Here is a 24,214-nt window from a genome sequence, read left to right as displayed (position 1 = left end):
ACCTACCCTCATAAACACGAAGAGTTCAAGATAAGGAGTCGTTCCAGTTTGGTGCTGCACCAGGCGGACTCCCCTGGTGACGACGTGACGCACTGTCCGGGCGGTGGCCTTGGGGCGTGTCACGGGCGGGCCAGTGGTGGCGGGACGAGGCACAGCGGGACCGCAGGGGATCGGCTGCCGACCGGCGCCGCGACTGTCGCTGCCCGGTGGCTGCGGGTGACGGGTGACGCTCTGTGCACGACCACCGCTTCGGGCGTCATCGGCGACGGCTCCCGTGGGCCCTCTCGAAGCGCGCCATCAGCAAGTCGGGCGTCCCGGCCTCGTTTCTCACCAGTTGTTCACCTGCCCGGCCTCCTTCCGGTGGAACGACACCCCATAGATCCGCATCTGTCCAGATGCCGGACGCGCTGGCTGCCGGCACCGGTCCACAGAGACGGCGATGAGGATGTCTCCCCACGGGAAAGGCCAACCGACCCATGACCCAGACGGCCCAGGCCGCCCCGCCACCGCAGGCCGCGCCCGCCTTCCGCGCGGACCGCGACACCCTTCGTGTCAGCGCAGGCGCTTCCCCCGCAGTGCCGCAGCCATGGCACCGTGTCCTCACGCTTCTCGCCGTCATCAGCATGTTCATCGGCACACGCACCGTGTGGGGCGGCGACATGTCCACCCACCCGCCGGTGGCCGCCGTGGTCTCCCTCTGCTACGCCGGGATCCTCTCCTTCGGCGTGCTCACTCTCGTCGTGCGCAGCGCCAAGAACCTCTCCCGCATCGACTTCGGCGTCCTCGTCCTCGGCATCGTCATCATGCTCTGCGGCTACGTCGCCGACCACGCCGGCAGCGACGAGGCCGTCCTCACCACCCAGGCCGCCCACGAACTCATCCGCGGTCACCTCGTCTACGGCCAGTCCTGGCCCTGGCTCTTCAACGGGCACCCGAGCGTGGCCGTCACCCCCACCGCCGACGGTGGCATGGACACCACCTACGGCTATCCGCCCCTCGCCGTCCTCCTCACCGCCCCGGTCTACGCCGTTCTCCACGCCACCAGCGCGGCCACCCTGGTCAGCACCGCCGCCTGCATCGTGGGCACCGTGGCGCTGTGGGTACTCCTCCCCGCCCCCTGGCGTTCCGCCGCCACGGCCGTCTGCCTCGGCTTCGGCCTGATCCCCAACTACGCCCGCCTCGGCTACCCCGCCATCGTCGCCCTGGCCCTCCTCGTTCCCGTCGTCGTCCGCTGGCCCTCGACCGGCGCCGGCGGCCGTCTCGGCCGCTCCGGACTGGTCCGCGCCGTCTGCCTCGGCGCCGCCTGCGCGGCCCAGCAGCTCCCCTGGTTCCTCACCCCCTTCCTTGTCGCCGGCATCTACGCCGTGCGCCGTGGCGAGCTGGGCCACCGCCAGGCCCTGGCCGTCACCGCCCGCTACACCGCCACGGCCGTCCTCACCTGGCTGGCCGTCAACGCCTACTTCATCGCCCAGGATCCCCGCGCCTGGCTCTCCGGCATCGCCCTGCTCCTCACCCAGGGCGCCATCGTCCACGGCCAGGGCGTCGTCGGTATCTCCTTGTACTTCACCGACGGCAGCGGGCTGCTCGACTACTACTCCTACGCGAGCACCCTGCTCGCCGCCGCCCTGCTCGCCCTCTTCGTCCTCTTCATCCGCCGTCTCGGCCCCGCCGCCACGGTTCTGCCCTGGTGCGTCTTCTACTTCGCCACCCGCTCCCAGGACGGCTACTACCTCCTGATGACCCCCCTCTGGCTCGCCGCCGCCGTCACCGCCCCCGCCGCCTCCTTCGCCCGCGCCTGGCAGCCCCGTATGTCCGTCGTCCGGCACAGCCGCCCCCGTGCCGCCCTTCTCACACTCGCCCTGCTGGCCCCCGCGCTGACCTGCACCGTGGTCGCGGCCGCGGACCCCCCGCCCCTCCGCTTCACCATCTCAGCGGTTCACACGACCGATCGCGCACATCGCACGGTCACCCGCATCGCCTTCGCCGCCGCCAACAGCACCGGCCGCGCCCTCGTCCCCCACTTCTCCATCGGCATCGGTCAGGGCATCTCCCGCTACTGGACCCTCGTCTCCGGTCCCACCACCCTCGCCGCGCACCACACCGCGCGGTACGTCATCGCCCCGCCCGGCCACACCGCCCTCCAACTGCCCTCCTCATCCCGCAAACGCGTCCGGCTGTGCGCGTTCACCGCCGGCCCCATGACCCTGAGCAGCGCGGATATCCCGAGGTCGGCGGGGACGAAGGCGGGATGAGAGGCACATCGGCGGCCCACCTGCTCTGCCCGAGGCACAACGCGCCGCCGTGGCAGCCGTCCTTGTCAGACCGGGTTGCGGCCGATGAAGAACTCGCGGAAGGGGTCCATGTTCGGTTCGAGTCCGGCGTCGATCAGGCCTTTGCGCAGGGCGGTCATCTGGGCGTCGTGGATGCGCTGGGTGGGCTGGCGGAGCGAGCCGCCGTTGTAGCCCTGAAGCCAGCCCTGGAACTTCCACACCTGCCGGTTGATGAACGCACCGCCGTGCAGCGCCGGGGCGAGACCCGCCTTGATCTTGCGGGCGGGGTGCAGCTGCCAGTAGACGTCGGCGGCGTCGTCGTACTCGCCCTCCCGCAGCAGCTGGAAGACGCGCGGGATCATCGTGCCGTAGTACTCGTGGTCGCTGGTGGCGGAGAACTGGAGCGGCATGATCTGCGCCGGCGCGATCGGCTCGCCCTCGATGGGCGTCGAGATGACCACCTCGTCGCCGAAGTGACGGTGGCACTCGATGACGCTCTGGATGCTGGGGAAGCCGCCCTCGGCCTTGATCGCGGCGATGTTGGGGCAGTCGTCGATGAGGCGGCGGATCAGGCGTACGGGGATGTCGGAGGGGTGGATGCGCGGGCTGAAGCCCCACAGGTACACGGGGAAGAGCATGACCGCCACGTTCGTCGCGTCGCAGACGGCCTTGGTGTAGTCGTAGATCTCCTGCTCGGTCTCGGGGTAGAAGTTCGGCGGGTAGGAGAGCAGGACGAGTTCCGCGCCCGCCCCCTCCGCCCCCTTCACGGCCTCGATGTTCTGCTCCAGGGTGCTCCAGCTGGCGTGGTGGGTGAGCAGCAGCCGGTCGCCGGCCTCGTCCTTGATGATCTGGAGGAAGTCCAGGTACTCGGGGAGCTGGATGGCGACTTCCGAGACACCGAGGGTGCCCGCGAAGCCGTGTTCGACGGCGAGCCGGGTGTCGTGGCGGATCGCCCTCTCGTTGATGCGCTTGAGGTCGCCGGTGAAGGACGGGATGGTGCAGTTCACGACGCCGACGAGGTTCTCGCGCGCCCATTCCCGGGCTTCGGATCGGGTGTAGCGGGCCATGAGGTGCTCCTGCTTCGATGAGGGAGTCGGTCAGGGGTGGGTGGTGTGCGCGCCTTCCCAGGCGAGGTACTTGAGTTCCAGGAACTCCTCGATGCCGTAGACCGAGCCCTCGCCGCCGATCCCCGACTCCTTGATGCCGCCGAAGGGCGCGACCTCGTTCGAGATCAGTCCGGTGTTGATGCCGACCATGCCCGCTTCCAGGGCGGCGCCGACTCGCCAGATGCGTTCGGCATCCCGGGCGAACAGGTAAGCGGCGAGGCCGAATTCGGTGTCGTTGGCGCTGCGGATCGCGTCCTGTTCTTCGGTGAACCGGATCAGCGGCGTCACCGGGCCGAACGTCTCCTCACGGGTGACGGCCATGGCGGCGGTGACGCCGGTCAGGACGGTCGGCTCGTAGAAGAACCCGCCTCGCGCATGGCGATTTCCGCCGTGCAGGACGACGGCCCCGTGGGCGACCGCGTCCGCCACGTGGGACTCCACCTTGGCCACGGCGTCGGCGTCGATCATCGGACCCTGGTGGACGCCGTCGTCGAAACCGTCACCGACGACGAGGTGCGCGACTTGCTCGGCGAGCTTCGCGGCACAGATCGCCGTACCGAGACTGCGGGACGAGGATCTCGCCGTGATGCGGGCCGCGCACGAGCAGTTGGGCGCGGCACTGGCCGGCGCACACCCTCAGCGCAAGTTCAACGAACTCAACCGCCGCTTCCACATGGCCCTCTACCAGCGCACGGAATCCCCGGTCCTGGTGCGCGACATCGAGAGCCTCGCCGACCAGGCCGAGCGCATCCGCATGCACTTCGATCTGCGGCACAGCCCGGCCGGGAAGCACCACGCAGTCATCCTGGAGGCCTGCGAACGCCGGGACGCGGGCGCCGCGGCCGCCGCCACCCGCGACCACATCCTCGCCGCGCACCGGCTGGTGATGGGCGAGGACTACCGCGTCGAACCCGGCTCCTCACTCGCAACGGTGCTGGCGGCCTCGGGGGTGACGGACCTGACCGGGGCAACGCCGGCAACCCCGTAGAGCTCGGACGTCAGCCCGTCGGGGTGCGCGTGCGCATTGTTGCAGGGACGGGGCAAGTACGGGCCCTGCCACGGTCCCGGCGGTCATCTCGTCAACCGTCGACGATCAGCGCGAGCCCGTAGGCGGCGACCGCCAGGCACGCGCCGAAGCACAGCACCGCTGCCACGATGGCGGTCGGCCGGTTGCCGCCGCGGGCGCGCTCTCCGCCGTCGCCACCGGGCCAGACGGCGATGCCGAGGGAGAACAGCACGACCGTGAGCAGCGTGATCCCGAGGCTCACGCCGAACACGCCGCCGAGGTCGCCCCAGTTGATGTCCATGCCTCCCGCCTCCTTTCGCTGCTGGACGCGACAGCCGCCCGGCTCTCACGCCGCGGACTGCTCCGCCCGCTCGGGCAGTCGGGCGGGCAGTTCGTTGACGTTGTCCGGGGTCACGGGGCGGCGGCGCGACAGGGCCCAGAACCCGGCCGCCGAGGCGACCGCGGCGGCCGCCACCAGGGCCACCCCTACGGTGCCTTGACCGGCGATCCAGGCCGACGCGCCGCCGACGGCCCCCGCCGCGGGCAGCGTGAACAGCCAGGCCAGTACGATGCGCCCCGCCACGCCCCACCGCACCCGGGCCATCCTGCGTCCCAGGCCCGCGCCCAGGATGCTGCCGGTGCACACCTGCGTGGTGGACAGAGGGAATCCCATGTGGGACGAGGCGAGAATCACGGCCGTCGCGCTCGTCTCGGCCGCGAAACCCTGTGGCGCCTCGATGTCGGTGAGCCCCTTGCCCATGGTGCGGATGATCCGCCAGCCGCCCACGTACGTGCCGAGCGCGATCGCCAGCCCGGCGGTGAGCACCACCCACCAGGGCGGCCCGGAGCCGTGGGCGAGCAACCCGGCGGAGATAAGGGCCAGGGTGATGACACCCATGGTCTTCTGCGCATCGTTGGTGCCGTGGGCGAGCGCCACCAGCGACGCCGAACCGATCTGCCCCCTGCGGAATCCGTGCTGCGCCCGGCCAGGGGCCGCCCGCCGGGTGATGACGTACGCGAAGTAGGTCGCCAGTACGGCCACACCGCTGGCGATGAGCGGCGAGAGGACGGCAGGGATCAAGATCTTCTCTACGATCACCCCGAACTGAACCGCGGATCCGCCGGCGCCGACCCACACCGCGCCGATCAGCCCACCGAACAGCGCGTGCGACGAACTCGACGGCAGCCCGGCGAACCAGGTCAGCAGATTCCAGAGGAGTGCGCCGACGAGCCCGGCGAAGACCATCACCAGGGTCACTCTTGCGTCGTCCACGATACCGCCGGAGATGGTCTTGGCGACCGCCGTGGACAGGAACGCGCCCGCCAGGTTCAGTGCCCCCGCGACGGCGACGGCCACCCGCGGTCTGAGGGCCCCGGTGGCGATCGACGTCGCCATCGAGTTGGCCGTGTCGTGGAACCCGTTGGTGAAGTCGAAAGCCAGAGCCGTCAGAACGACCACGACAAGGAGGAACGAGACCGTACCCACTGGGAGACCTCCCAAGGCACGCCAGACGCCGCGCCCGCCGTGCTGTCCCACGCCTGGACGCGCCCTTGCCTTCCACGCTAAGCGGCGCCTTCAGGGGTCGCGACCGGGAAGGGGCGGCACACGCCGCTCATGGTGACTGCGCGCACACCCCGGCCAGAAACTATGGTGTCCCGCCACATGTGCCTCTGACCTGGGCGTTCCTACGGTGTGCGACACGAAATCGTCCCCGTACCTCGCCCGGAAGTGGTGACCATGGCCGCCTCTGCAACCGCTCCGCCAGCACCTTCGAACCTTCGGCGCATCGTCGCCGCCAGCCTCATCGGCACCACCATCGAGTGGTACGACTTCTTCCTCTACGGCTCCGCCGCCGCTCTCGTCTTCAACACGGTCTTCTTCCCCGAACGCGATCCCCTCGTCGGCACGCTGCTGTCCTTCCTCACGTATGCCGTCGGCTTCGCCGCCCGGCCACTGGGCGCACTGGTCTTCGGGCACTACGGGGATCGGCTCGGGCGCAAGAAGCTGCTGGTGCTGAGTCTGCTGCTGATGGGCGGGGCCACATGTGCGATCGGCCTGCTGCCCACCCATGCCACGGTGGGCAGCGCGGCGCCGGTGCTGCTGACGCTGCTGCGGCTGGTGCAGGGCTTCGCGCTCGGCGGCGAGTGGGGCGGCGCCGTGCTCCTGGTGTCCGAGCACGGTGATGCCAGGCGCCGTGGGTTCTGGGCGTCCTGGCCCCAGACCGGCGCTCCTGCCGGCCAGTTGCTGGCCACCGGTGTGCTGTCGCTGCTGACCGCGGTGTTGTCGGACGCCGCCTTCACGTCATGGGGCTGGCGCATCCCGTTCCTCCTGTCCGGTGTGCTGGTGATCACCGGTCTGTGGATTCGTCTCTCTGTCGATGAATCTCCCGTTTTCAAGGCAGCGCTTGCCCAGGCCGAGGCGCGCAACGCCGCGCACTCCACCGAGGTGGAGAAGCTGCCGCTGGTCGCCGTGCTGCGCCACCACTGGCGGGTCGTCCTGGTCGCCATGGGCGCACGCATGGCGGAGAACATCAGCTACTACGTCATCACCGCCTTCATCCTCGTGTACGCCACGACGTCCGCCGGCATCTCCAAGCAGACCGCGCTCAACGCCGTACTCATCGGATCCGCCGTGCACTTCGCGGTGATTCCGCTCTGGGGTGCCCTGTCGGACCGCGTCGGCCGCAGGCCCGTTTATCTGCTGGGCGCGGCAGGAGTCGGGCTCTGGATGTTCCCGTTCTTCGCGCTGATCGACACCGGCGGTTTCGTGAACCTCCTTCTCGCCGTGACCGTCGGACTCGTGCTGCACGGCGCCATGTACGCGCCGCAGGCCGCCTTCTTCTCCGAGATGTTCGCGACGCGGATGCGCTACTCGGGCGCCTCGATCGGCGCGCAGTTCGCATCCGTTGCCGCCGGCGCCCCCGCACCGCTCATCGCGACCGCACTGCTCGCGGACTACGACAGCTCCACCCCCATCGCGCTCTACGTGATCGCGGCAGCAGTACTGACGCTGATCGCGGTCGGCGTGGCGAAGGAGACCAGGCACCGTGACCTGGCGCAGGTGGAGCCCGGCAGCGATCAGGAGGCTGCCGTGGCATCGCCTGCCGATGCCCGGACCGCATAGACCGCGAAGACCGCATCAAGGCGCGGTTTCCGTTCGACCCCCGCACGCCCCGGCGCGTGCGGGGGTCACGGTATGACGGCGGCTGACAACCGGTGTAGTTTCAAGGCGAGTTGGATCTCGAGAGCACGGGCCGGGTTCTGCCATTCCGGGCCGAGCAGACGGGCGATGCGCTCCAGGCGCTGCGCGACGGTGTTCACATGGACGTGCAGTTCCTCCTTCGTACGGGCCGGGCTCATGCCGGAGGCGAAGTAGGCGTCGAGGGTGCGGAGGAGATCGGTGCCGCGCCGTGCGTCGTAGGCGACGACCTCGCCGATGGTGCGGTCGACGAAACCGGCGATGTCCCGGCTGTCGGAGAGCAGCAGGCCCAGGAATCCGAAGTCTTCGGCGGCGGCACCTTCGCCGGGTCTGTCGAGCAGACGCAGCGCGTCGAGGCAGCGCTGCGCCTCCGCATACGCGGCCACGACCGTGTCCGGCTGCGCGGCGAGGTCCTCGACCGGGGCGGAGGCACCGACCGTGACCGCCTCATGGACGGCTGTGCCGAGGTGTCTGGCGGTGCGCCGGGCCAATTCGGCCGCGGTGTCGCCGTGTCGGAGTGGCAACAGGAGAACCGTGCCGCCGTCGCGCGCGGCCGCCAGTCCGTGCCGCGTCGCAGCGAGGTGGGAGGCCGCGGCCCACAGCCGACGGCGCCCGGCGGCCCCCTCTTCGGCATCTGCGGCCGGGGCCTCCAGGCGGGCGGCGAGGACCACGTGCGTTGCGTCGAGGTCGGCGCGCAGGCGGACTGCACGCTCCCGCAGCACGCGCGGGTCCCGATCCCGGGCATCGAGGAGGTCGTCGAGGAGTTCACCGCGGACGCGCTGTTCGGCTTCGGATGCCGAGCGGCGGGCGAGCATCAGCAGTGACGTGACCATGGCGGCCCGTTCCAGGGTGCGCTGGTCCACGGGGTCGAGCCCGGGGTGGCCCCGCAGCACCAGCGCGCCGAGCAGTTCACCGCCCGCGGCGACAGCAGCGATCCAGTCATCACCATGGCGTACGGCGTGGCCTTCGGCTCGGGACGTCTCGAGGGCCTCGGCCGGAGCGGTGCCCGTGTCGGCGAAGTCCACGGTGCCGTCCAGGACCTGGGAGACCGCCGCGGCCACGTCGTGCACTCCTCCGCCCCGCAGCACCAGTTCGGCGAGCCGGTCGTGCACATCGGAGGCGCGCTCGATCACGCCGCTGCGGTCGCGGATGATCTCGTTGGCCCGCTCGAGGTGTCCCAGCGCTTCCCGCGTCTCCGTCAGCAGGTTCGCCGTGTCGATGGCCGCCGCCGCAAGGGCCGCGAACGAGCCGAGCAACGCGATCTGTTCCCGTTCGAAGACACGGGCGCGGCGATCCGCGGCGAACAGCACTCCGATGACGTGCGCTCCCAGCATGAGCGGCACACCGAGGATGGCCACGAGGCCCTCGTCCCGCACACCGGTGTCGATGGCGTGCGTGTGCTGGAAGCGTTCGTCCTTGAAGTAGTCGTCGGTGACATACGGCCGGGCGGTCTGGGCCACGAGGCCGCCGAGCCCCTCCCCCATGCCCAGCCGCAACTGCTGGAACCGGGCCGCGACGGAGCCTTCGGTGACCCGCATGTAGGTGTCGCCTCTGGCCGGGTCGTTCAGGCTGAGATAGGCGACGTCCGTGCCCAGCAGCGAACGGGCCCGGTACACGATGGCCTGCAGGACCGCATCGAGATCACGCAGACCCGCGAGGTCGTGCGCGGTCTCGAAGAGCGCGGACAGTTCGGCCTCGCGGCGCCGCCGCCCCTCTATCTCCGAGCGCACGCGCAGAGCGAGCAGTTTGGCCTGCTCCAGGGCGGCGATGCGCTCGGGCGGCAGCCCGTCGGCGCGGGCGAGCAGCACCGGCTGCTCGTACGCATCGGCGGAGGCTCCTCGGGCGAGGAGCTCCAGGAACGGTGCCTCCGCGCCGACGGTGGTGCCTTCGGCGGAGTGCAGTTGATCGCGAGACATGTCCAAAAGGATTACCTGCCGCACGTCCGGGCCCGCCAGCCCTGTGGATAACCCGCTGGCGTTCGGATGTTCGAACCGCGGACGGATCAGTGCACAGGACGACCGCGGGACGCGTACCAGCGTGTCGGTCGGCCCGGCCGCTGCCCGGTTCAGCCCCCCGCCACCGGTCGGCTGCGCCGACCACCGAGGGCCACCGGCCGCCCGCACGGACCACCGAGGCCGCGGTCAGTGCGCCGTCCACCCGCCGTCCATCACCAGCGACGCGCCAGTGACGAAGGACGCCTGCGGGCTGCACAGATAGGCGACGGCCTCGGCGACCTCGGCGGGTTCGATGAGCCGCTTGACGGCGCTGTCCTGCAGCAGGACCTCGGTCAGCACGCGCTCCTCCGGGACACCGTGTGCGGCGGCCTGGTCGGTGAGCTGCTTCTCGACCAGTGGGGTGCGCACATAGCCGGGGTTCACACAGTTCGAGGTGACACCGTGGGGGGCGCCTTCCAGGGCCGCGGTCTTGGAGAGCCCTTCGAGACCGTGTTTGGCGGCCACATACGCGGCCTTGAAGGCGGAGGCCCGCAGCCCGTGAACAGAGGAGACGTTGACGATCCGGCCCCATCCTTGGCCGTACATATGGGGCAGTGCACCGCGGATGAGACGGAACGGTGCCTCCAGCATCACCGTCAGCACCGTATGGAAGACGTCGGGCGGAAACTCCTCGATCGGCCGGACGAGCTGGATGCCGGCGTTGTTGACGAGGATGTCGGTGCCCTCGGCGACCTGCTCTGCTGCGTCCAGATCGGTGAGATCGAGGACCCGCGGCTCGATACCGCCGGGCAGCTCGTCGGCCTGACCTGCGAGTTCCGCCAGGCCGGCGTCGTCGCGGTCCACGGCTCTCACCTTGGCCCCCGCTGCGGCCAGCCGCAGCGCACAGGCGCGGCCGATGCCGCCAGCGGCACCGGTGACGAGTGCGGTGCGGCCGCCGAGGTCGAGGGGCTGGGCTCCGAGGGCCTGAGCGGGGATGCCGTGGGCGAGGGGCGCGGTCATGCCCCGACCCTAAGCAGGACCCCCGCCTCAACCGATGTGACCTCGCCACATACTTCGCCCCTAGGTCATAGGGTCGAACCATGTGGGGTCATCAGCCAGCGCCTGCTTGATCCGCAGCAGCCCGAACTCGTTCAGCTCCGGCAGCGCGTCGACCGCGAACCAGCCCACCTCCAGCGACTCGTCGTCGTTGACCCGCGCCTCTCCGCCCACCGCCCGGCAGCGGAAGGTGATGTCCATGTACTGGCACGTGTCGCCGTTGGCATACGTGACCGGTTCCAGGGCCTGGACGAGGACGACGCGCTCGGCGACGCACCGTACCGCCGTCTCCTCGTACACCTCGCGCACGGCGCAGGCCGCCGGCTGCTCCCCCGGGTCCGGAATGCCGCCGATCACCGACCACTTCCGGGTGTCGGAGCGTCGCCCGAGCAGCACTCTCTCCTCGTCGTCGAGGACGATGGCGGTGACGCCGGGGAGCCACAGCAGCTGTTGTCCTGCGGTGGCCCGGATCGTGCGGATGAAGTCAGGAGTAGCCATGCGCCGACCCTAGCGGCCTGCCGTCCGATGCCCGTCCTCGGCTTCGGTTCACCGCGAGAGTTCGCTGCGACGGCTGCGCACCGCCGTTGCCCCGGCCCAGCCGAGCCCGCCGGCCGCGATCAGCACCAGCAGGACCTCGGGGAGCACGCCCATCCGCGTCGCCGGCGTCTGCGAGGAGCGCAGCGGAACCTTCTCGACGAGCGAGTCCGCGGTGAACATCGCCGTCTTCCGGACGATCCGCCCGTCCGGCATGATCACCGCGCTGACGCCGCTGGTCACCGGCACCGCGACGGTCCGGCTGTGTTCCACCGCGCGGATCCGCGACATCGCGAGCTGCTGGTAGGTCATCTCGCTGCGGTCGAACGTGGCGTTGTTGCTGGGCACTGAGATCATCTGCGCGCCGTGAGTCACCGTGTCGCGCACCGCCCAGTCGAAGGCGGCCTCATAGCAGGTGGCCAGGCCCACCTTGGTGCCCGCCATCGTGAACACGCCCGGCTTGGTGCCCCGGCTGAAGTCCTGCCGCACCATGTCGACGTCGCTGCTGAAGTTCCTGATGAAGGAGCGCAGTGGTATGTACTCGCCGAAGGGCTGGATCTGCCGCTTGTCGTAGGTCTCGGTGGGGCCCTTCTGCGGGTCCCACAGGATCTGCTCGTTGTAGAGCTTGCCGTTGTCGGTCTCGACGACGCCGCCGACCGAGATGGGCACGCCGATCGCGTTGACGGCCCCGTCGATCACGGCGCGCGCGTCGGCGTTGCGGAAGGGGTCGATGTCGGAGGAGTTCTCCGGCCACAGCACGAAATCGGGCTGTGCGGCCTTGCCCGCCCTGACCCGTTCGGCCAGCCGCTCGGTCTCGCGCGCGTGGTAGTCGAGCACGGCACGGCGCTGGGAGTTGAAGTCGAGCCCCGCGCGGGGCACGTTGCCCTGGATCACGGCGACGGTCGCGTACCCGTCCTCAGCCGTGTCGCTGACGAGCGGACGCGCGGCGAAGGCCGCGGCGACCGGTACGACCACGGTGAGCACGGCCGCCGCCGCAGCGCCACGGTGCACGGTCCGGGCCCGGCGGGCCCCGGCCAGCTGACGGACCATCTCGTACAGGCCGAAGCCGCACAGTACGACCCCGAAGCCGAGCACCGGCGTGCCGCCCACGGCGGCGAGGGGCAGGAACACCCCGTCCGCCTGCCCGAATGCGATCTTGCCCCAGGGAAAGCCGCCGAACGGTACCCGCGCGCGTGCCGCCTCACCGGCGATCCACAGGGCGGCCGCCCACACCGGCCAGAGGGGCAGCCGCGACACCGCTGCGATGCCGGCACCCACCAGAGCGACGAAGACCGCCTCCGCGGCGACGAGCGCCAGCCACGGTCCGGAGCCGACCTCCACACCGGTCCATACGAGCAGCGGAAGCAGGAAGCCCAGCCCGAAGAGGTAACCGAGCCCGAGCCCCGCCTTCCAGGTGCGGCCCCGCAGGCACCAGCCGAACACGGCGAAGGCCGGCAGGGCCAGCCACCACAGCGTTCGGGGCGGGAAGCTGACGTACAGCAGCACTCCGGAGAGTGCTGCCGTAGCGGCCGGGACGAGCCGACGCACGATGCGCGATGCGCGCGAGGCGGGCTCAACTCGCGGTTCGAGCTGGTCCGGCTCGTCTATGGAGGTGGCGGTGACGGTCACGCGGGCGAGTCTACGGCGCGTGACCTCGGCCCCCGCAATGCGGGCGTACCGGCCTCCGCGGCCCACTTCCGCCCTATTGATGCATCGTTCCTGCGCAACGTGTCCACAAAGGAGTGCCTCAGCCGTTACCGTGTTCGCCAGTCCCCGGCACGTGGCCGATTCCGGCCGTGGCAGCCGGGGCCCGTCACATGTCGGGGGGCGACGGGTGGGTGCTACGGGGATGGCGGCGGCCGGTGGTCCGCCCGGTGTGCGCGAGCGCCGCAATGTCTCGGACGCGGCCGGCATCGTCCTGCTGGCGGCGTGCGCGGTGTGGTCCCTGGTCACCGCGGCCATCAGGCAGGGCAGGCCCGAAGGTGTGCTTCTCGCCGTACTCGCCGTGACCGCCGGGTATGCGTGCGGTCGCATCACGGGGGCGCTCCTGCCGGTCGCCGCGCCCTGTGCCGCTGCTCTCGCCGGTCTGCTTCTCGCCGCAACCGTTCCTCAGGCCGCCCCGGCCCCGGACCTCGCATCGCCGCTCGGTGATGCCGGTGCCACCGCCGCACTGCTCGCGCTGTCCACCGGCGCCGCCTGCTCAGCGGCCTGGGCCGCCGAGCCACCTGTGCTGCGCATGGCTCTGCGGTCGCTCGCGGCCGGGATCATGGTGTCCGCTGCGGCGCTGGGGTCGACGGCCGGGGTCGCGGCCTGTGCCGGTGTACTGCTGTACTCGCTCGCTGCCGGCCGGATGCGGCGCAGGGGGCTGGGTCTCGTGGGTCTCGGGGCCGCCACGGCCGTGGTGGCAGGCCTGTTCTTGGCCGTCACCGAGGACGTCCTGCCGGATGGGCTCACCGCCTCCCTGGAGGGGCAGCTCACCCCGCACCGGGTTCTGCTCTGGCGGGACGCGCTCGACCTCGCCGGCCGGCAACCGGTCCTGGGTGTGGGGCCGGGCCGCTTCGGCGAACTCAGCCCCACGCTCGCCCAGACGCTGGCCGCGGACGGCACGCCGCACTCTGCGCCTCTGCAGCAGGCGGCCGAGCAGGGAGTGGTGGGGCTGGGTCTGCTGGCCGCGGTGTTCTGCTGGGTGCTCTACGCGTTGTGGTGGTCGCCGCGTGCCACACCGGTCGCCCTCACGGCCGGTGCCGCTCTGACGGCCCTGGCCCTCACGGCCCTCGCCGGCAACGCACTGAGCTTCACGACGGTGACGGCGGGCGGGGGGCTGCTCGCCGGGCTCGCGACGTCCCGGCCGTGGGGCGATGAGCTGGCGCACGGCTTCAACGACGTGCAGGAACGTTCCGGAAGCGACAGCAGCTGTACGGAGAGTCGCTGAGTCGGTCAGAGCGTGGGGCCGGAGGGGGTCGGGCGCAGCCGGGCGCGGATGACCCGCACCGCCGCCTCCGCGTTGTCGACGGTGATCGTGAAGGTGTGCCCGTCACCCAGCCTGAGCACCACGGCCTCACCACGCCGCACGATGACACCGGTGCCCTTCTCCGGGCGCCATCGATAGCCCCAGCCGCCCCAGTGCCGTGGGGTCACCCTGGGTACGAAGTCGGCCCGCTCCACGTCGGCAAGCGGAATGCGCCGGCGGGGGACGCCGATGTGGCCGCACCGCACCTCGAGGAAGTCCTGGTCGACCTTCACGGCCACATGGACGAACGCCACGGTGCCGAAGAGTACGAGGAGTCCCACGGCGATGCAGCCGACGACGGACATGACCAGGGCGGTGACACCCGACGTCCACGGGGAGGCGACGGCCAGCTGGATACCCAGTGCCACACAGGCGAGGCCCGCTGTCGCGAGTAGCCACTGTGCTCGGTTGGTTGCGCGGCCGGTCCAGATCTCGGGCGGGGGGCCTGCGCTGCCCCGCTTGCCGTGGGGGTGGTCCCTCATGGCATGAGACTACTCATGTTCCGGAAGGAAGGCACAGGGTTGCGGAGCGTGACCGTCGCCGGTCTCCGTCAGGAGGCGGGGCTGACGGCCGCGAGCAGCCTGCCTTCGGCGTAGGTCAGGGCGGTCGCGGGCAGTGGCCCCTCGCGGCCGCTGAGCAACACGGTCAGACTGCCGCTTGCGGTCGATGAGAGGGCGGGACGCTCATCGATCCTGCGCAACGCCTGGGCGGCGACGGCGTCTGCGGAGCCGTACAGGACGAGCGGCGGCATGTCCGGTTGCTGGAGGGCCTCACGGATGAGGTCCTCGAGGAGTTCGTAATGGGTGCAGCCCAGGACGACGGTCGTTACATCGGTAGGGGTGAGCGCCGCGGCCGCGGCGATCGCCTTCTCGATCGCGGCCTCGTCGGCCTCCTCCACGGCGTCGGCGAGGCCGGGGCACGGTACCTCGGCGACCTCGACGCCGGAGGCGAAGTCGTTGATCAGGCCCCCCTGATAGGGGCTTCCCGTGGTGGCGGGCGTCGCCCAGATGGCTACGGGGCCACCACCGGCGGCCGCCGGCTTGATCGCCGGAACGGTTCCGATAACGGGAAGATCCGGCTCAAGGCGTGCGCGAAGAACGGGCAGAGCGTGCACGGAGGCGGTGTTGCAGGCCACGATCAGCGCGTCCGGACGGTGTGCAGCGGCCGCCTCCGCGGCGGCCAAGGCGCGGTCCGCGACGCCATCGGGTGTGCGCGGTCCCCAGGGCATTCCGTCGGGGTCCGTGGACAGCACGAGATCGGCGTCGGGCCGCAGACGGCGTACCGCCGCAGCTGCCGCGAGCAGTCCGAGTCCCGAGTCCACAAGCGCGATCTTCATCCGGTCACCTTAGACGATCGGGTCCCGATACCCGCTGTGGTGGGGCAGACTGCGGCGCGTGACCGCCCTTGTGTGGACCGCCGTCGGATCACTGGCCGCCTGGCTGTGGCTGCTGCTCGGGCAGGGCTTCTTCTGGCGTACGGACGTGCGGCTGCCGCCCCGTGAGGGCCCTCGGGAGTGGCCCGCGGTGGGCATCGTCGTACCCGCGCGGGACGAGGCCGCCGTACTGCCCGAAAGCCTGCCGTCGCTGCTCGCCCAGGACTATCCGGGGCGCGCGGAGGTGTTCCTCGTCGACGACGGCAGCTCGGACGGAACCGGAGAGCTCGCGCGTGCCCTGGCGGAGCGGCTCGGCGGGCTGCCGCTCACCGTGTCGTCGCCCGGCGAGCCGCCGCCCGGCTGGACGGGCAAGCTCTGGGCCGTACGGCACGGCATCGGGCTGGCACGCGCGCGTGCACCGGAGTACCTGCTGCTCACCGACGCCGACATCGCGCATCGGCCCGACAGTCTGCGGGAGCTCGTGGCTGCGGCGCGCACGGGCGGGTTCGATCTGGTGTCCCTCATGGCCCGGCTGCGCGCGCAGAGCCTCTGGGAGCGGCTCGTGGTTCCGGCGTTCGTATACTTCTTCGCCCAGCTCTATCCGTTCCGCCGGATCGGCAGAAAGAACTCCCGGACGGCGGCCGCGGCCGGCGGATGTGTGCTGTTGCGGCTCGACGCCGCCGAGCGGGCACAGGTGCCGGACTCCATACGGCATGCCGTCATCGACGACGTCTCGCTCGCCAAGGCGGTCAAGGGCAGTGGCGGCCATGTCTGGCTCGGTCTGGCCGACCGGGTTGACAGCGTGCGCCCATACCCGCGCCTCGCCGACCTCTGGCGGATGATCTCGCGCAGCGCCTACGCGCAGCTTCGGCACAATCCGCTGCTGCTGCTCGGAACCGTCGCCGGTCTGGCACTGGTGTATCTGATGCCGCCTGTTGCGCTCGTCGCGGGGATCCTCGGCGACGACGCGGCGGCGATCGCGGCCGGCGGCACGGCGTGGCTGCTGATGGCCACGACGTACGCGCCGATGCTGCGCCACTACGCCCAGCCGCTGTGGCTCGCGCCGCTGCTGCCCGCCGTCGCCTCCCTCTATCTCCTGATGACCGTCGACTCCGCAGTGCAGCACTACCGGGGGCGAGGAGCGGCCTGGAAGGGCCGCACCTACGCGCGTCCCGGGACGGCGCCCGAAGCCGCGCCCGAGCAGCGCTGAACGATTCACGCTGAACCATTCGTGAAGCGGAGGCACCCGCAGGGCGGCCCCGGCCGGAACACGGGCCCAATTCCCATCCCGACAACCGACGCCTGCGCCTGCGCCTGCGCCTGCGGATTCGAACCTCTAGGCGTTCACATGAACTCGCACGAGGTTCCATGGGGTCAACCGCCGGTAACCCACCGGGAACTGGGCCGTTACACGATTCCAACCCCGAAAGGCGACCGTTTTTGGCAAGTTCGCTCGCATTGGGGATCAGCGGCCACTGCCGACACGGAAAACAACCCTCTTATCGGTCTCCCCAACCAGCACATCGTGGGCTTAACTTATGTGCCATGACCTCCCCCCGCTCCACTTATGGCGGCGGTTACTACTCCGCGCCGTCCTTCCCGGACACTCCCATCTACGACTCGCTCGTCGCAGAGCGGGGCACACCGCAGATCGCGCCGATCCGTGTTCCCTCCGCGTACGACACGGGCAGCCATCTGCCCGCGCTGCCGGCAGCGCTGCCCGCGCTGCCGTCCGCCCCCTCTCCGCAGCCGGCTCCGCCGTACGGCTACGCGGCCCAGCAGCCCGCCGCCCCGCTGCAGCAGGCCCCCGCGCCGTACATCCCGCAGCAGCCGAGCGGTCCGCGCAGCTACCCGGGACCGCAGGCCCCGCAGCGCCCCGTGCAGGGCGCGGGTTACGAGGCGATGCGGCCCGCGCAACCCCGCCCGGCCCCGGCGCAGTACCAGGATCCGTACAACCCCCAGCAGCGCGGCTACTGATCCGCGCACACGTGGGGTTGTCCGTGCCGGCTGACAAGATGGCCCCATGGTGAACTGGGTACTCGACTCGATCCACATCCACCCGCTGAAGGCCGCCCGGGGACACGCGGCGCGTGAGGCGGTCGTGGAGCCGTGGGGGCTCCGCGGCGACCGGCGGTGGATGCTGGTCGACGAAGCGGGCAAGTTCGTCACGCAGCGCCAGCATCCGCGCATGGCGCTGGCCGCCGCCGAGCTGCTGCCCGGCGGCATACGGCTGTCCGCACCCGGACGGGAGCCGCTGACCGTCCCCGCCCCGGAGCCGGCCGGCAGCACGAGCCTGGTGGAGATCTGGCGGGACAAGGTCGAGGCGGTACCCGCCGACGCCTCGGCGCACGCATGGTTCAGCGATTACCTGGAAGCGGACGTGCGCCTCGTCCACCTCGACGCCCCGGCCACGCGCCGTCCCATCGACCCCGAGTACGCCCGGCCCGGCGAGATGGTGAGCTTCGCCGACGGCTATCCCCTGCTGCTCACCGCGCTCTCGTCGCTGGACGCCCTCAACTCCCTCATCGCGCAGGGAGATCACGCCGACGAGGGCCCCCTGCCCATGAACCGCTTCCGGCCGAACGTCGTGGTACGCGGCACGGCTCCCTGGGCCGAGGACGACTGGTCGCGCGTAGCCATCGGCGATGTCCCGTTCCGGGTGGCCAAGATGTGCGGGCGCTGCGTCGTGACCACCACGGACCAGACCACCGCCGAACGGGGCAAGGAGCCGCTGCGCACCCTCGCCCGCCACCGCCGCTTCGGCGACCAACTGGTCTTCGGACAGAACCTGGTGCCCGAGTCCGCCGGCACGATCCGCGTCGGGGACGCGGTCGAGATCCTCGACTGACCGGCTCCGGTACGGGGAACCCACCTGCGGGCCACGGTCGTTAGCCCTGTGTAAAGGCGTCGTTGAGAGGGACGGGGTGATCTCGCTCTCTCTTTCGCAGCATGGGCACGTGGTCCGTGCCGTTCGGGGTTATCACGGACGGGGAAGGGGGTGCAGGACTGTGCGGGCAATCGCAGGCTTCTGGCGTTGGCGACACAATCCGCTGCGCCGCAGGACCGACCTCGTCGAGGCGTGGGTGGCGCTCGCGGCCGCAGTGCTGATCACCGTCGCCGTGCCGGTCATCGGTGTCGTGACCGGAGATCTCTCCCGCCGCGCTCTGCTGCAGTCGGTTCAGGAGCAGCAGCTCGAGCGCCACCGGATATCGGCGACCGTGGTGAAAAAGGTGGCGCAGCCGCCTTTCGACCCCGACCCGGAAACGGCGCAGGGCCGTGGCTACCAGAGCCGGGTGATCGCCGACTGGACGGCCCCGGACGGCACTGCACACCACGGCACCGTCCTGGCCGACCTCAAGGAGCCGCACGTCGGCGACCGGTTCCCCTTGTGGACCGATGTCCACGGCGCGGTCGTAGGCCGCCCCCTGGACACCGCGACCGCCACGACACACGGGGTGCTCGCCGGATTCGGCGCGGCCGCGGCGGCGGCCGGCCTGGTCGAGGGCACGAGGCGCCTGATCGTGTGGCGCATGGTCCTGCGTCGGTATGCACGCTGGGACAAGGCGTGGGAGAAGACCGGTCCGGACTGGGGCAGGACGGGCACCGGCAGCTGACAGAGCCGGTCTTGGGTCAACTCGCCCTCCCCGCGCACGCTACGGTGGACCGGCCGAACACTTCGGCACCCTTCGCAAGGACCCGCGTACGACGAGGTGGGGGCAGAGCAGACCCATGGCACAGGGCACGGTCCAGGTGACGCACACCGGCACGTCGCGGTGGCGGCGCCGCACAGGCGAGTACGCATCCCTCGCCGCCGCCCTGGAGGCCGCCGGGGACGGCGACGTCCTCACCGTGGCTCCCGGCACCTACCGGGAGAATCTCGTCGTCCTGCGCGCCGTGACGCTGCGCGGCCCCGAGGGGTCCCCCGGCTCGGTGCGCATCGCGCCGGCCGACGGTGTGCCGTTGACGGTGCGTGCCTCCGCCGTGGTGCAGCACCTGCACGTGGAGGGCCAGGACTCCGCCGCGCCCGCCCTGCTCGTCGAGGACGGCGCCCCGGAGCTCTCGGACGTCCGCGTTGTGACGCGATCGGCCAGTGGCATCGAGGTGCGCGGGGGCGCGCGCCCGGCCGTGCGCCGCTGCACGGTCGACAATCCTGCGGGCATCGGCATCGCCGTGCTGGACGGCGGCGGTGGCGTCTTCGAGGAGTGCGAGGTCGTCTCGGCGGGCCAGTCGGGCGTCGCGGTGCGCGGGGGGGCCTATCCACGCCTTGAGCGCTGCCGGGTGCACCACGCCTCGGGCGCGGGTCTCTCGGTGACGGGTGAGGACACCGGTCTCGACGCCGTGGGCTGCGAGGTCTACGAGATCAAGGGCTCCGGCGTCCAGGTCACGGGGCATGCGACGGCCAGTCTGACGGAGTGCGATGTGCACCGTACGACCGCCGACGGCATCACGATCGACACCGACGCCGTCCTCACGCTCGCCGACTGCCGGATCCACGAGATCCCCGAGAACGCGATCGACTTGCGCTCCCGCTCCGTGCTGACTCTGACGCGTTCCAGCGTGCGCCGGTTCGGCCGCAACGGCCTGTCCGTATGGGACCCGGGCACGCGCGTGGACGCCAACCAGTGCGAGATCCACGACAGTACGGGCGACTACCCGGCCGTCTGGGTCAGCGACGGCGCGACCGCCGTCCTGGACTCCTGCCGGGTGCACGACGTACCGGACGCGCTGTTCGTCCTCGACCGCGGCTCGCGCGTGGACGTCGTCGACAGCGACCTGTCGCAGGTGCGCAACACGGCGGTGTCGGTGAGCGACGGGGCGAGTGCGCAGTTGGACGACTGCCGTATCCGCGAGGCCGCCACAGGCGCGTGGTTCCGCGACCACGGCAGCGGCGGCACCCTTTCGGGGTGCACCCTCGACACCACGCAGACCGGCGTGATCGTCACCAAGGGCGCCGACCCGACCATCGAGCGGTGCGCGGTCACATCACCCGCCGAGGCCGGCTTCTACGTCTCCGCCGGGGGCCGCGGCACCTTCGACGGCTGCCGGGTCAGCGACAGCGGCGGCTACGGCTTCCACGTGATCGACGGATGCCGTACGACGCTGCGGAAATGCCGTACCGAGCGCTGCTCGCGCGGAGGTTACGAGTTCGCGGACGGGGGTGCTTCCCACGCGTCAGGCGGCACGGGAGGGCCGCTGGTCGAGGAGTGCACGAGCGACGAGAGCAGAAGCCTGCGGCGCGCGGCCCGGGAGGCCGCCGTGCAGACGGCGACGCAGCCGGGCAGCGGCCTTCTCTCTCCGATCCCAGGCCAGCGCACCACCGAACAGCGGCCGGCCGCCCCGGAACAGCCCGTCACCGCACGGGAGTCGAAGGCGGTACTGGGTGAACTGGACGCACTGGTCGGCCTGGAGAGCGTCAAGCGCGAGGTGCGTGCCCTCACCGACATGATCGAGGTGGGCAGGCGCCGGCAGCAGGCAGGTCTGAAGGCGGCATCGGCCAGACGCCATCTCGTCTTCACGGGGTCCCCCGGCACCGGCAAGACGACGGTCGCCCGGCTCTACGGCGAGATCCTCGCGTCGCTCGGCGTTCTGGAGAAGGGCCACCTCGTCGAGGTGTCGCGCGTGGACCTCGTCGGGGAGCACATCGGATCGACGGCCATCCGCACGCAGGAGGCGTTCGATCGGGCCCGCGGCGGCGTGCTGTTCATCGACGAGGCCTACGCACTCTCCCCCGAGGACTCGGGCCGCGACTTCGGCCGCGAGGCCATCGACACACTCGTGAAGCTGATGGAGGACCATCGCGACGCGGTGGTGGTGATCGTCGCGGGCTACACGGCGGAGATGGAGCGCTTCCTCTCCGTCAACCCGGGTGTGGCCTCCCGCTTCTCACGGACGATCACCTTCAGCGACTACGTTCCCGAGGAGCTGCTGCACATCGTGGAGCAGCAGGCCGAGGAGCACGAGTACCAGCTCGCCCCGGGTGCGGCCGAGGCGCTGCTGAAGTACTTCACGGCGATCCCGAAGGGGCCGGCGTTCGGCAACGGCCGCACGGCGCGGCAGACCTTCGAGGCGATGGTGGAGCGGCACGCGGGACGGGTCGCCCAGCTCGCGGAGCCGAGCACGGACGACCTCACCCTGCTCTATCCGGAGGACCTGCCCGAGCTCCCGTGAGGGTCGTCGGCGGCGATGGCCTGAGCGGGGACGCCCGGCTTGAGCCGGGCCAGCAGCCGCGCGCGTTCCTCCGCGAACGCCGGATCGGCCTGGTAGTCGGAGTGCCCCAGGATGGGCGCCGGAAGCGGATGCTGCTCGGTGCGTCCGTAGGCGAGCGGGTCCTTGAGGGCGTCGCGGTCAACCTGGGGGGCGCCTGCGGTGTGCACCCGGACCGGACCGCCGATCGGATCGGTGGCCCGGTAGAGGTTGCGCCAGCAGTCGACCTCGCGGTGCAGGCTGGTCAGCGCTGCCGGGCCGAAGTGGGCGGGGAACCAGCGTCCGTAGAGCCGCTCCAGCGGTGAACCGTAGGTGAGGAGGGCGACCCGTTTGCGTACCGCGGGCGTCAACTGCCAGGCGGCCGCGGCCGCGAGGACGCTGCCCTGCGAGTGGCCCGAGATGACGAGCCTGCCGCCGGTGGTGCGTGTCCAGGTGGCCATGCGCCAGGTCAGGTCCGGCACGGCGCGCTCGGCGTAGCACGGCGGCGCGAAGGGGTGGGCGGCGCGCGGCCAGAACGTACCCACGTCCCACAGGATGCCGATGGTGCGGCGGGCCGAGGCGTCACGGTAGGCGCGGCGGCCCCAGGTGACGAACAGGATGAAGCCGAGGCCGATCAGCCAGGAGCCGAGTGCCTGCGCGGTCTGTGCGGCACCCGCGACGAAGGCGCCATGGCCCTTCGCCGCCTCGCCGGGTACCTCGCCGGCGGTCCAGGCTCCGGCGAGCGCGCCCGCGCCGAGCAGCAGGGTCACGGCGGAGGTGATGCCGACGACGACGGGCACGCGGTCGGTGAGGGCGGCACGCGCGCGTGTCCCCGCGATACGCCGGGTGCGTGCCGCGTCCCCCGGCTCGCCCGGGTAGTCGCGGGTCACCATGGGGATGTCCCGGCGTGTGCGGCGCCAGGTGAGCACGGCCAGCCAGCCGCACAGCACGGCGAGCACGACCAGCAGCGGCGGGATCACGGAGGCCTGCCAGGTGAGCAGCACGGGCGGGCCGTCGATGGTGCCGCCGGCGCCGGGCGTTCCCGCGCCGTCCAGCCAGTCGCCGACCCGCTGGGCCACTCCACCGGTCATCACCCCGCCCAGGGCGCAGGCCAGCATGGCCACCGCCGGTCCGCCCAGTCCCCGCATGGCGGTGCGTGTGTCCGGTGCGGCGCGGAAGAGTGCGTGGGCCACCACGGCCAGGGCGACGACGAGGAGTCCCTGGACCAGGACGATGCCGCCGAACGTCGCGTCGCCGGGCAGACGGCCTGCGGACCGCCAGCCGGGCCGCGACCACCCCGCGTACAGCGCCGCGAGGAGCAGCAGGGCGAGCGCGCCGCCGGGCAGCCAGCGGATCAGGGCCTTGTCCAGGTGCTCGTCGGCCCGGTGCTCGCTGCGGCCCCTTCGGCACACCACCCACACCACGACTGCCGCTCCCACGAGGAGGGTTGCGTCGAGGACGCGCCCGAGTACGTCGAGCAGTGCCGGCCCGCCGGACTGCCGGTCGAAGCGCGCGGCGGACGTGCCGACGGCCGCCGCCACGGTGAGCAGACCCGCCGCGGTGTGCGCCGCGCGCAGCCGGGCCACCAGGCGGCGCCCGTACCAGAAGCCCGGCCGGCCGAGAGCGGTACGGCCGGTGTCCTCCTCCGGGTCCGGCTGGTGGGGCAGCGGCTGCTGGGACTCGTACGCACTCCAGGTGCGGTGGGAGAGGTACCAGAGGAGTCCGGTGAGCGCCGCGGGTGCCACGGCCGCGAGTGCCAGACGCCGCCCCGGCTGACTCCACCAGCCGTGGCCGGACACCTCGGGTGACAGGAAACCGAGCCATGAGCGGTCCGCGGCGCACGCGCGCGTGCCCGCGCACTGCCACGCCGTCAGATCGAGGGCGACCTCACAGGCGGCGGCGACCAGGAGCACGGTCAGGGTCAGGCCGGTCAGGCGCACGAGCAGGCCGTACAGGCGCACGGTCCGCTTGTGGTGGTGGGCGGTGGGGCGCATCCAGTGCGCGAGGTTGACGACCATGAACGGCAGCAGCAGAAGCCACAGGGCCCGCGAACCGTTGCCGGAGGTGAGGTTGCACCAGACGTACGCCTCGGGGACCGGCTTGCCGCGGTAGTCCTCGGGGCGCTGTTCGGCGTCCGCGTCGTCGCTGCGCCGGTAGACCGCGGCGGTCTCGTCGCCGGTGATGCGCACGGTGCGCGGATCGTCGAGCATCGCCTCGGGGGTGGTGCCCCCGACTCCGTGCACCAGCAGCTCAAGGGCGGTCTCGCCCTGTGTGGTGCGATCGCCGGGTCTGATGCGATCGTCTGTCGCGGTCCGCTCGTCCGCCGTGATGCCCTGTCCGGCGGCGGTCTCCTCCGCCGCGGGACCCTGTGTGGCACGCTCCACTGTTCCGCTTCCCCCATCCTGCGCGTATCCCCCGGGCAGACGTGCGCCCGGGGCAGACGTATGTCCGCCGCAGGGCTTGTGTCATGTACCGGGTTATGCCATGTGCGGATTGAAGGATCCCGGTTCGGGAACGCTTGCGCACGCCTCGTCACGGAATCTC

20 protein-coding genes are annotated in these 24,214 nt (G+C 71.3%); 9 read left to right on the top strand and 11 right to left on the bottom strand.

Going from position 1 to position 24,214, the window contains the following annotated elements; genetic code table 11:
* Window positions 1-476: 476 nt before the first annotated feature.
* Window positions 477-2,252 carry a hypothetical protein gene (locus tag ACWD4J_RS32880; protein ID WP_451399127.1) on the top strand — a complete coding sequence of 592 codons (1,776 nt, stop codon included), beginning with the start codon at window positions 477-479 and terminating at the stop codon, window positions 2,250-2,252.
* A 65-nt stretch (window positions 2,253-2,317) separates the two neighbouring features.
* Here the strand turns inward: ACWD4J_RS32880 and ACWD4J_RS32875 are convergent, their stop codons facing one another.
* Both ACWD4J_RS32875 and ACWD4J_RS32870 read right to left on the bottom strand, forming a co-directional pair.
* Entirely contained in the window at window positions 2,318-3,337 is a 1,020-nt protein-coding gene (locus ACWD4J_RS32875; RefSeq protein ID WP_451399126.1) for a dihydrodipicolinate synthase family protein, read from the bottom strand.
* A 30-nt stretch (window positions 3,338-3,367) separates the two neighbouring features.
* Window positions 3,368-3,925, bottom strand: coding sequence for an aldehyde dehydrogenase family protein (locus tag ACWD4J_RS32870; RefSeq protein WP_451399160.1), 558 nt, complete (start codon window positions 3,923-3,925; stop codon window positions 3,368-3,370).
* 37 nt (window positions 3,926-3,962) lie between these two features.
* Here ACWD4J_RS32870 and ACWD4J_RS32865 point away from each other — a divergent pair, with 37 nt between their 5' ends.
* Window positions 3,963-4,364 carry an FCD domain-containing protein gene (locus ACWD4J_RS32865; protein WP_451399125.1) on the top strand — a complete coding sequence of 134 codons (402 nt, stop codon included), beginning with the start codon at window positions 3,963-3,965 and terminating at the stop codon, window positions 4,362-4,364.
* Window positions 4,365-4,455: 91 nt separating this feature from the next.
* Here ACWD4J_RS32865 and ACWD4J_RS32860 read toward each other — a convergent pair whose 3' ends face one another.
* The gene (locus ACWD4J_RS32860; RefSeq protein WP_451399124.1) at window positions 4,456-4,683 is read right to left on the bottom strand and encodes a hypothetical protein; all 228 of its coding nucleotides are present in this window, start codon (window positions 4,681-4,683) and stop codon (window positions 4,456-4,458) included.
* A gap of 45 nt (window positions 4,684-4,728) precedes the next feature.
* Window positions 4,729-5,868, bottom strand: coding sequence for an anion permease (locus ACWD4J_RS32855; protein ID WP_451399123.1), 1,140 nt, complete (start codon window positions 5,866-5,868; stop codon window positions 4,729-4,731).
* 252 nt (window positions 5,869-6,120) lie between these two features.
* On the opposite strand from ACWD4J_RS32855, the gene ACWD4J_RS32850 reads away from it, so the two are divergent.
* Window positions 6,121-7,506: an MFS transporter gene (locus ACWD4J_RS32850; protein WP_451399122.1), complete on the top strand. Its 1,386-nt coding sequence runs from the start codon at window positions 6,121-6,123 to the stop codon at window positions 7,504-7,506.
* 65 nt (window positions 7,507-7,571) lie between these two features.
* Here the strand turns inward: ACWD4J_RS32850 and ACWD4J_RS32845 are convergent, their stop codons facing one another.
* From ACWD4J_RS32845 to lnt, 4 genes are all read right to left on the bottom strand, one after another.
* Window positions 7,572-9,497, bottom strand: a complete 1,926-nt coding sequence (locus ACWD4J_RS32845) for a helix-turn-helix domain-containing protein (RefSeq protein ID WP_451399121.1) — start codon at window positions 9,495-9,497, stop codon at window positions 7,572-7,574.
* Window positions 9,498-9,722: 225 nt separating this feature from the next.
* The gene (locus tag ACWD4J_RS32840) at window positions 9,723-10,535 is read right to left on the bottom strand and encodes a 3-hydroxybutyrate dehydrogenase (protein ID WP_451399120.1); all 813 of its coding nucleotides are present in this window, start codon (window positions 10,533-10,535) and stop codon (window positions 9,723-9,725) included.
* 60 nt (window positions 10,536-10,595) lie between these two features.
* Window positions 10,596-11,069 carry an NUDIX hydrolase gene (locus ACWD4J_RS32835; RefSeq protein WP_451399119.1) on the bottom strand — a complete coding sequence of 158 codons (474 nt, stop codon included), beginning with the start codon at window positions 11,067-11,069 and terminating at the stop codon, window positions 10,596-10,598.
* 48 nt (window positions 11,070-11,117) lie between these two features.
* On the bottom strand, window positions 11,118-12,734 hold the full coding sequence (gene lnt / locus ACWD4J_RS32830) for an apolipoprotein N-acyltransferase (RefSeq protein WP_451399118.1): 1,617 nt from the start codon (window positions 12,732-12,734) through the stop codon (window positions 11,118-11,120).
* Between the two features lie 220 nt (window positions 12,735-12,954).
* Between lnt and ACWD4J_RS32825 the strand changes: the two genes are divergently transcribed.
* Window positions 12,955-14,037 (top strand): O-antigen ligase family protein, encoded by a 1,083-nt coding sequence (locus ACWD4J_RS32825; RefSeq protein ID WP_451399159.1) that lies wholly within the window; start codon window positions 12,955-12,957, stop codon window positions 14,035-14,037.
* Window positions 14,038-14,042: 5 nt separating this feature from the next.
* Here ACWD4J_RS32825 and ACWD4J_RS32820 read toward each other — a convergent pair whose 3' ends face one another.
* Together ACWD4J_RS32820 and ACWD4J_RS32815 are read right to left on the bottom strand one after the other, a co-directional pair.
* On the bottom strand, window positions 14,043-14,597 hold the full coding sequence (locus tag ACWD4J_RS32820; RefSeq protein ID WP_451399117.1) for a hypothetical protein: 555 nt from the start codon (window positions 14,595-14,597) through the stop codon (window positions 14,043-14,045).
* A 68-nt stretch (window positions 14,598-14,665) separates the two neighbouring features.
* Complete coding sequence (locus ACWD4J_RS32815; RefSeq protein ID WP_451399116.1) at window positions 14,666-15,451, bottom strand: glutamate racemase; 786 nt, start codon at window positions 15,449-15,451, stop codon at window positions 14,666-14,668.
* 58 nt (window positions 15,452-15,509) lie between these two features.
* On the opposite strand from ACWD4J_RS32815, the gene ACWD4J_RS32810 reads away from it, so the two are divergent.
* From ACWD4J_RS32810 to ACWD4J_RS32790, 5 genes are all read left to right on the top strand, one after another.
* A complete protein-coding gene (locus tag ACWD4J_RS32810; protein ID WP_451399115.1) occupies window positions 15,510-16,697 on the top strand; it encodes a glycosyltransferase in 1,188 nt (395 codons plus the stop codon).
* Between the two features lie 335 nt (window positions 16,698-17,032).
* A complete protein-coding gene (locus ACWD4J_RS32805; protein WP_451399114.1) occupies window positions 17,033-17,464 on the top strand; it encodes a DUF6643 family protein in 432 nt (143 codons plus the stop codon).
* Between the two features lie 46 nt (window positions 17,465-17,510).
* A complete protein-coding gene (locus tag ACWD4J_RS32800) occupies window positions 17,511-18,335 on the top strand; it encodes an MOSC domain-containing protein (protein ID WP_451399113.1) in 825 nt (274 codons plus the stop codon).
* Between the two features lie 160 nt (window positions 18,336-18,495).
* Window positions 18,496-19,101 carry an Rv1733c family protein gene (locus tag ACWD4J_RS32795; protein WP_451399112.1) on the top strand — a complete coding sequence of 202 codons (606 nt, stop codon included), beginning with the start codon at window positions 18,496-18,498 and terminating at the stop codon, window positions 19,099-19,101.
* Window positions 19,102-19,216: 115 nt separating this feature from the next.
* Window positions 19,217-21,655, top strand: a complete 2,439-nt coding sequence (locus ACWD4J_RS32790; RefSeq protein ID WP_451399111.1) for a right-handed parallel beta-helix repeat-containing protein — start codon at window positions 19,217-19,219, stop codon at window positions 21,653-21,655.
* Here the strand turns inward: ACWD4J_RS32790 and ACWD4J_RS32785 are convergent.
* Window positions 21,625-23,880 carry a hypothetical protein gene (locus ACWD4J_RS32785; RefSeq protein ID WP_451399158.1) on the bottom strand — a complete coding sequence of 752 codons (2,256 nt, stop codon included), beginning with the start codon at window positions 23,878-23,880 and terminating at the stop codon, window positions 21,625-21,627. The two genes, ACWD4J_RS32790 and ACWD4J_RS32785, sit on opposite strands and share 31 nt — an antisense overlap.
* Window positions 23,881-24,214: the final 334 nt, after the last annotated feature.

This window comes from Streptomyces sp. NPDC002577 (assembly GCF_053594815.1).
Note: the sequence above shows the minus strand (reverse complement) of the source record. Positions and strands in the feature narration are given on the sequence as shown.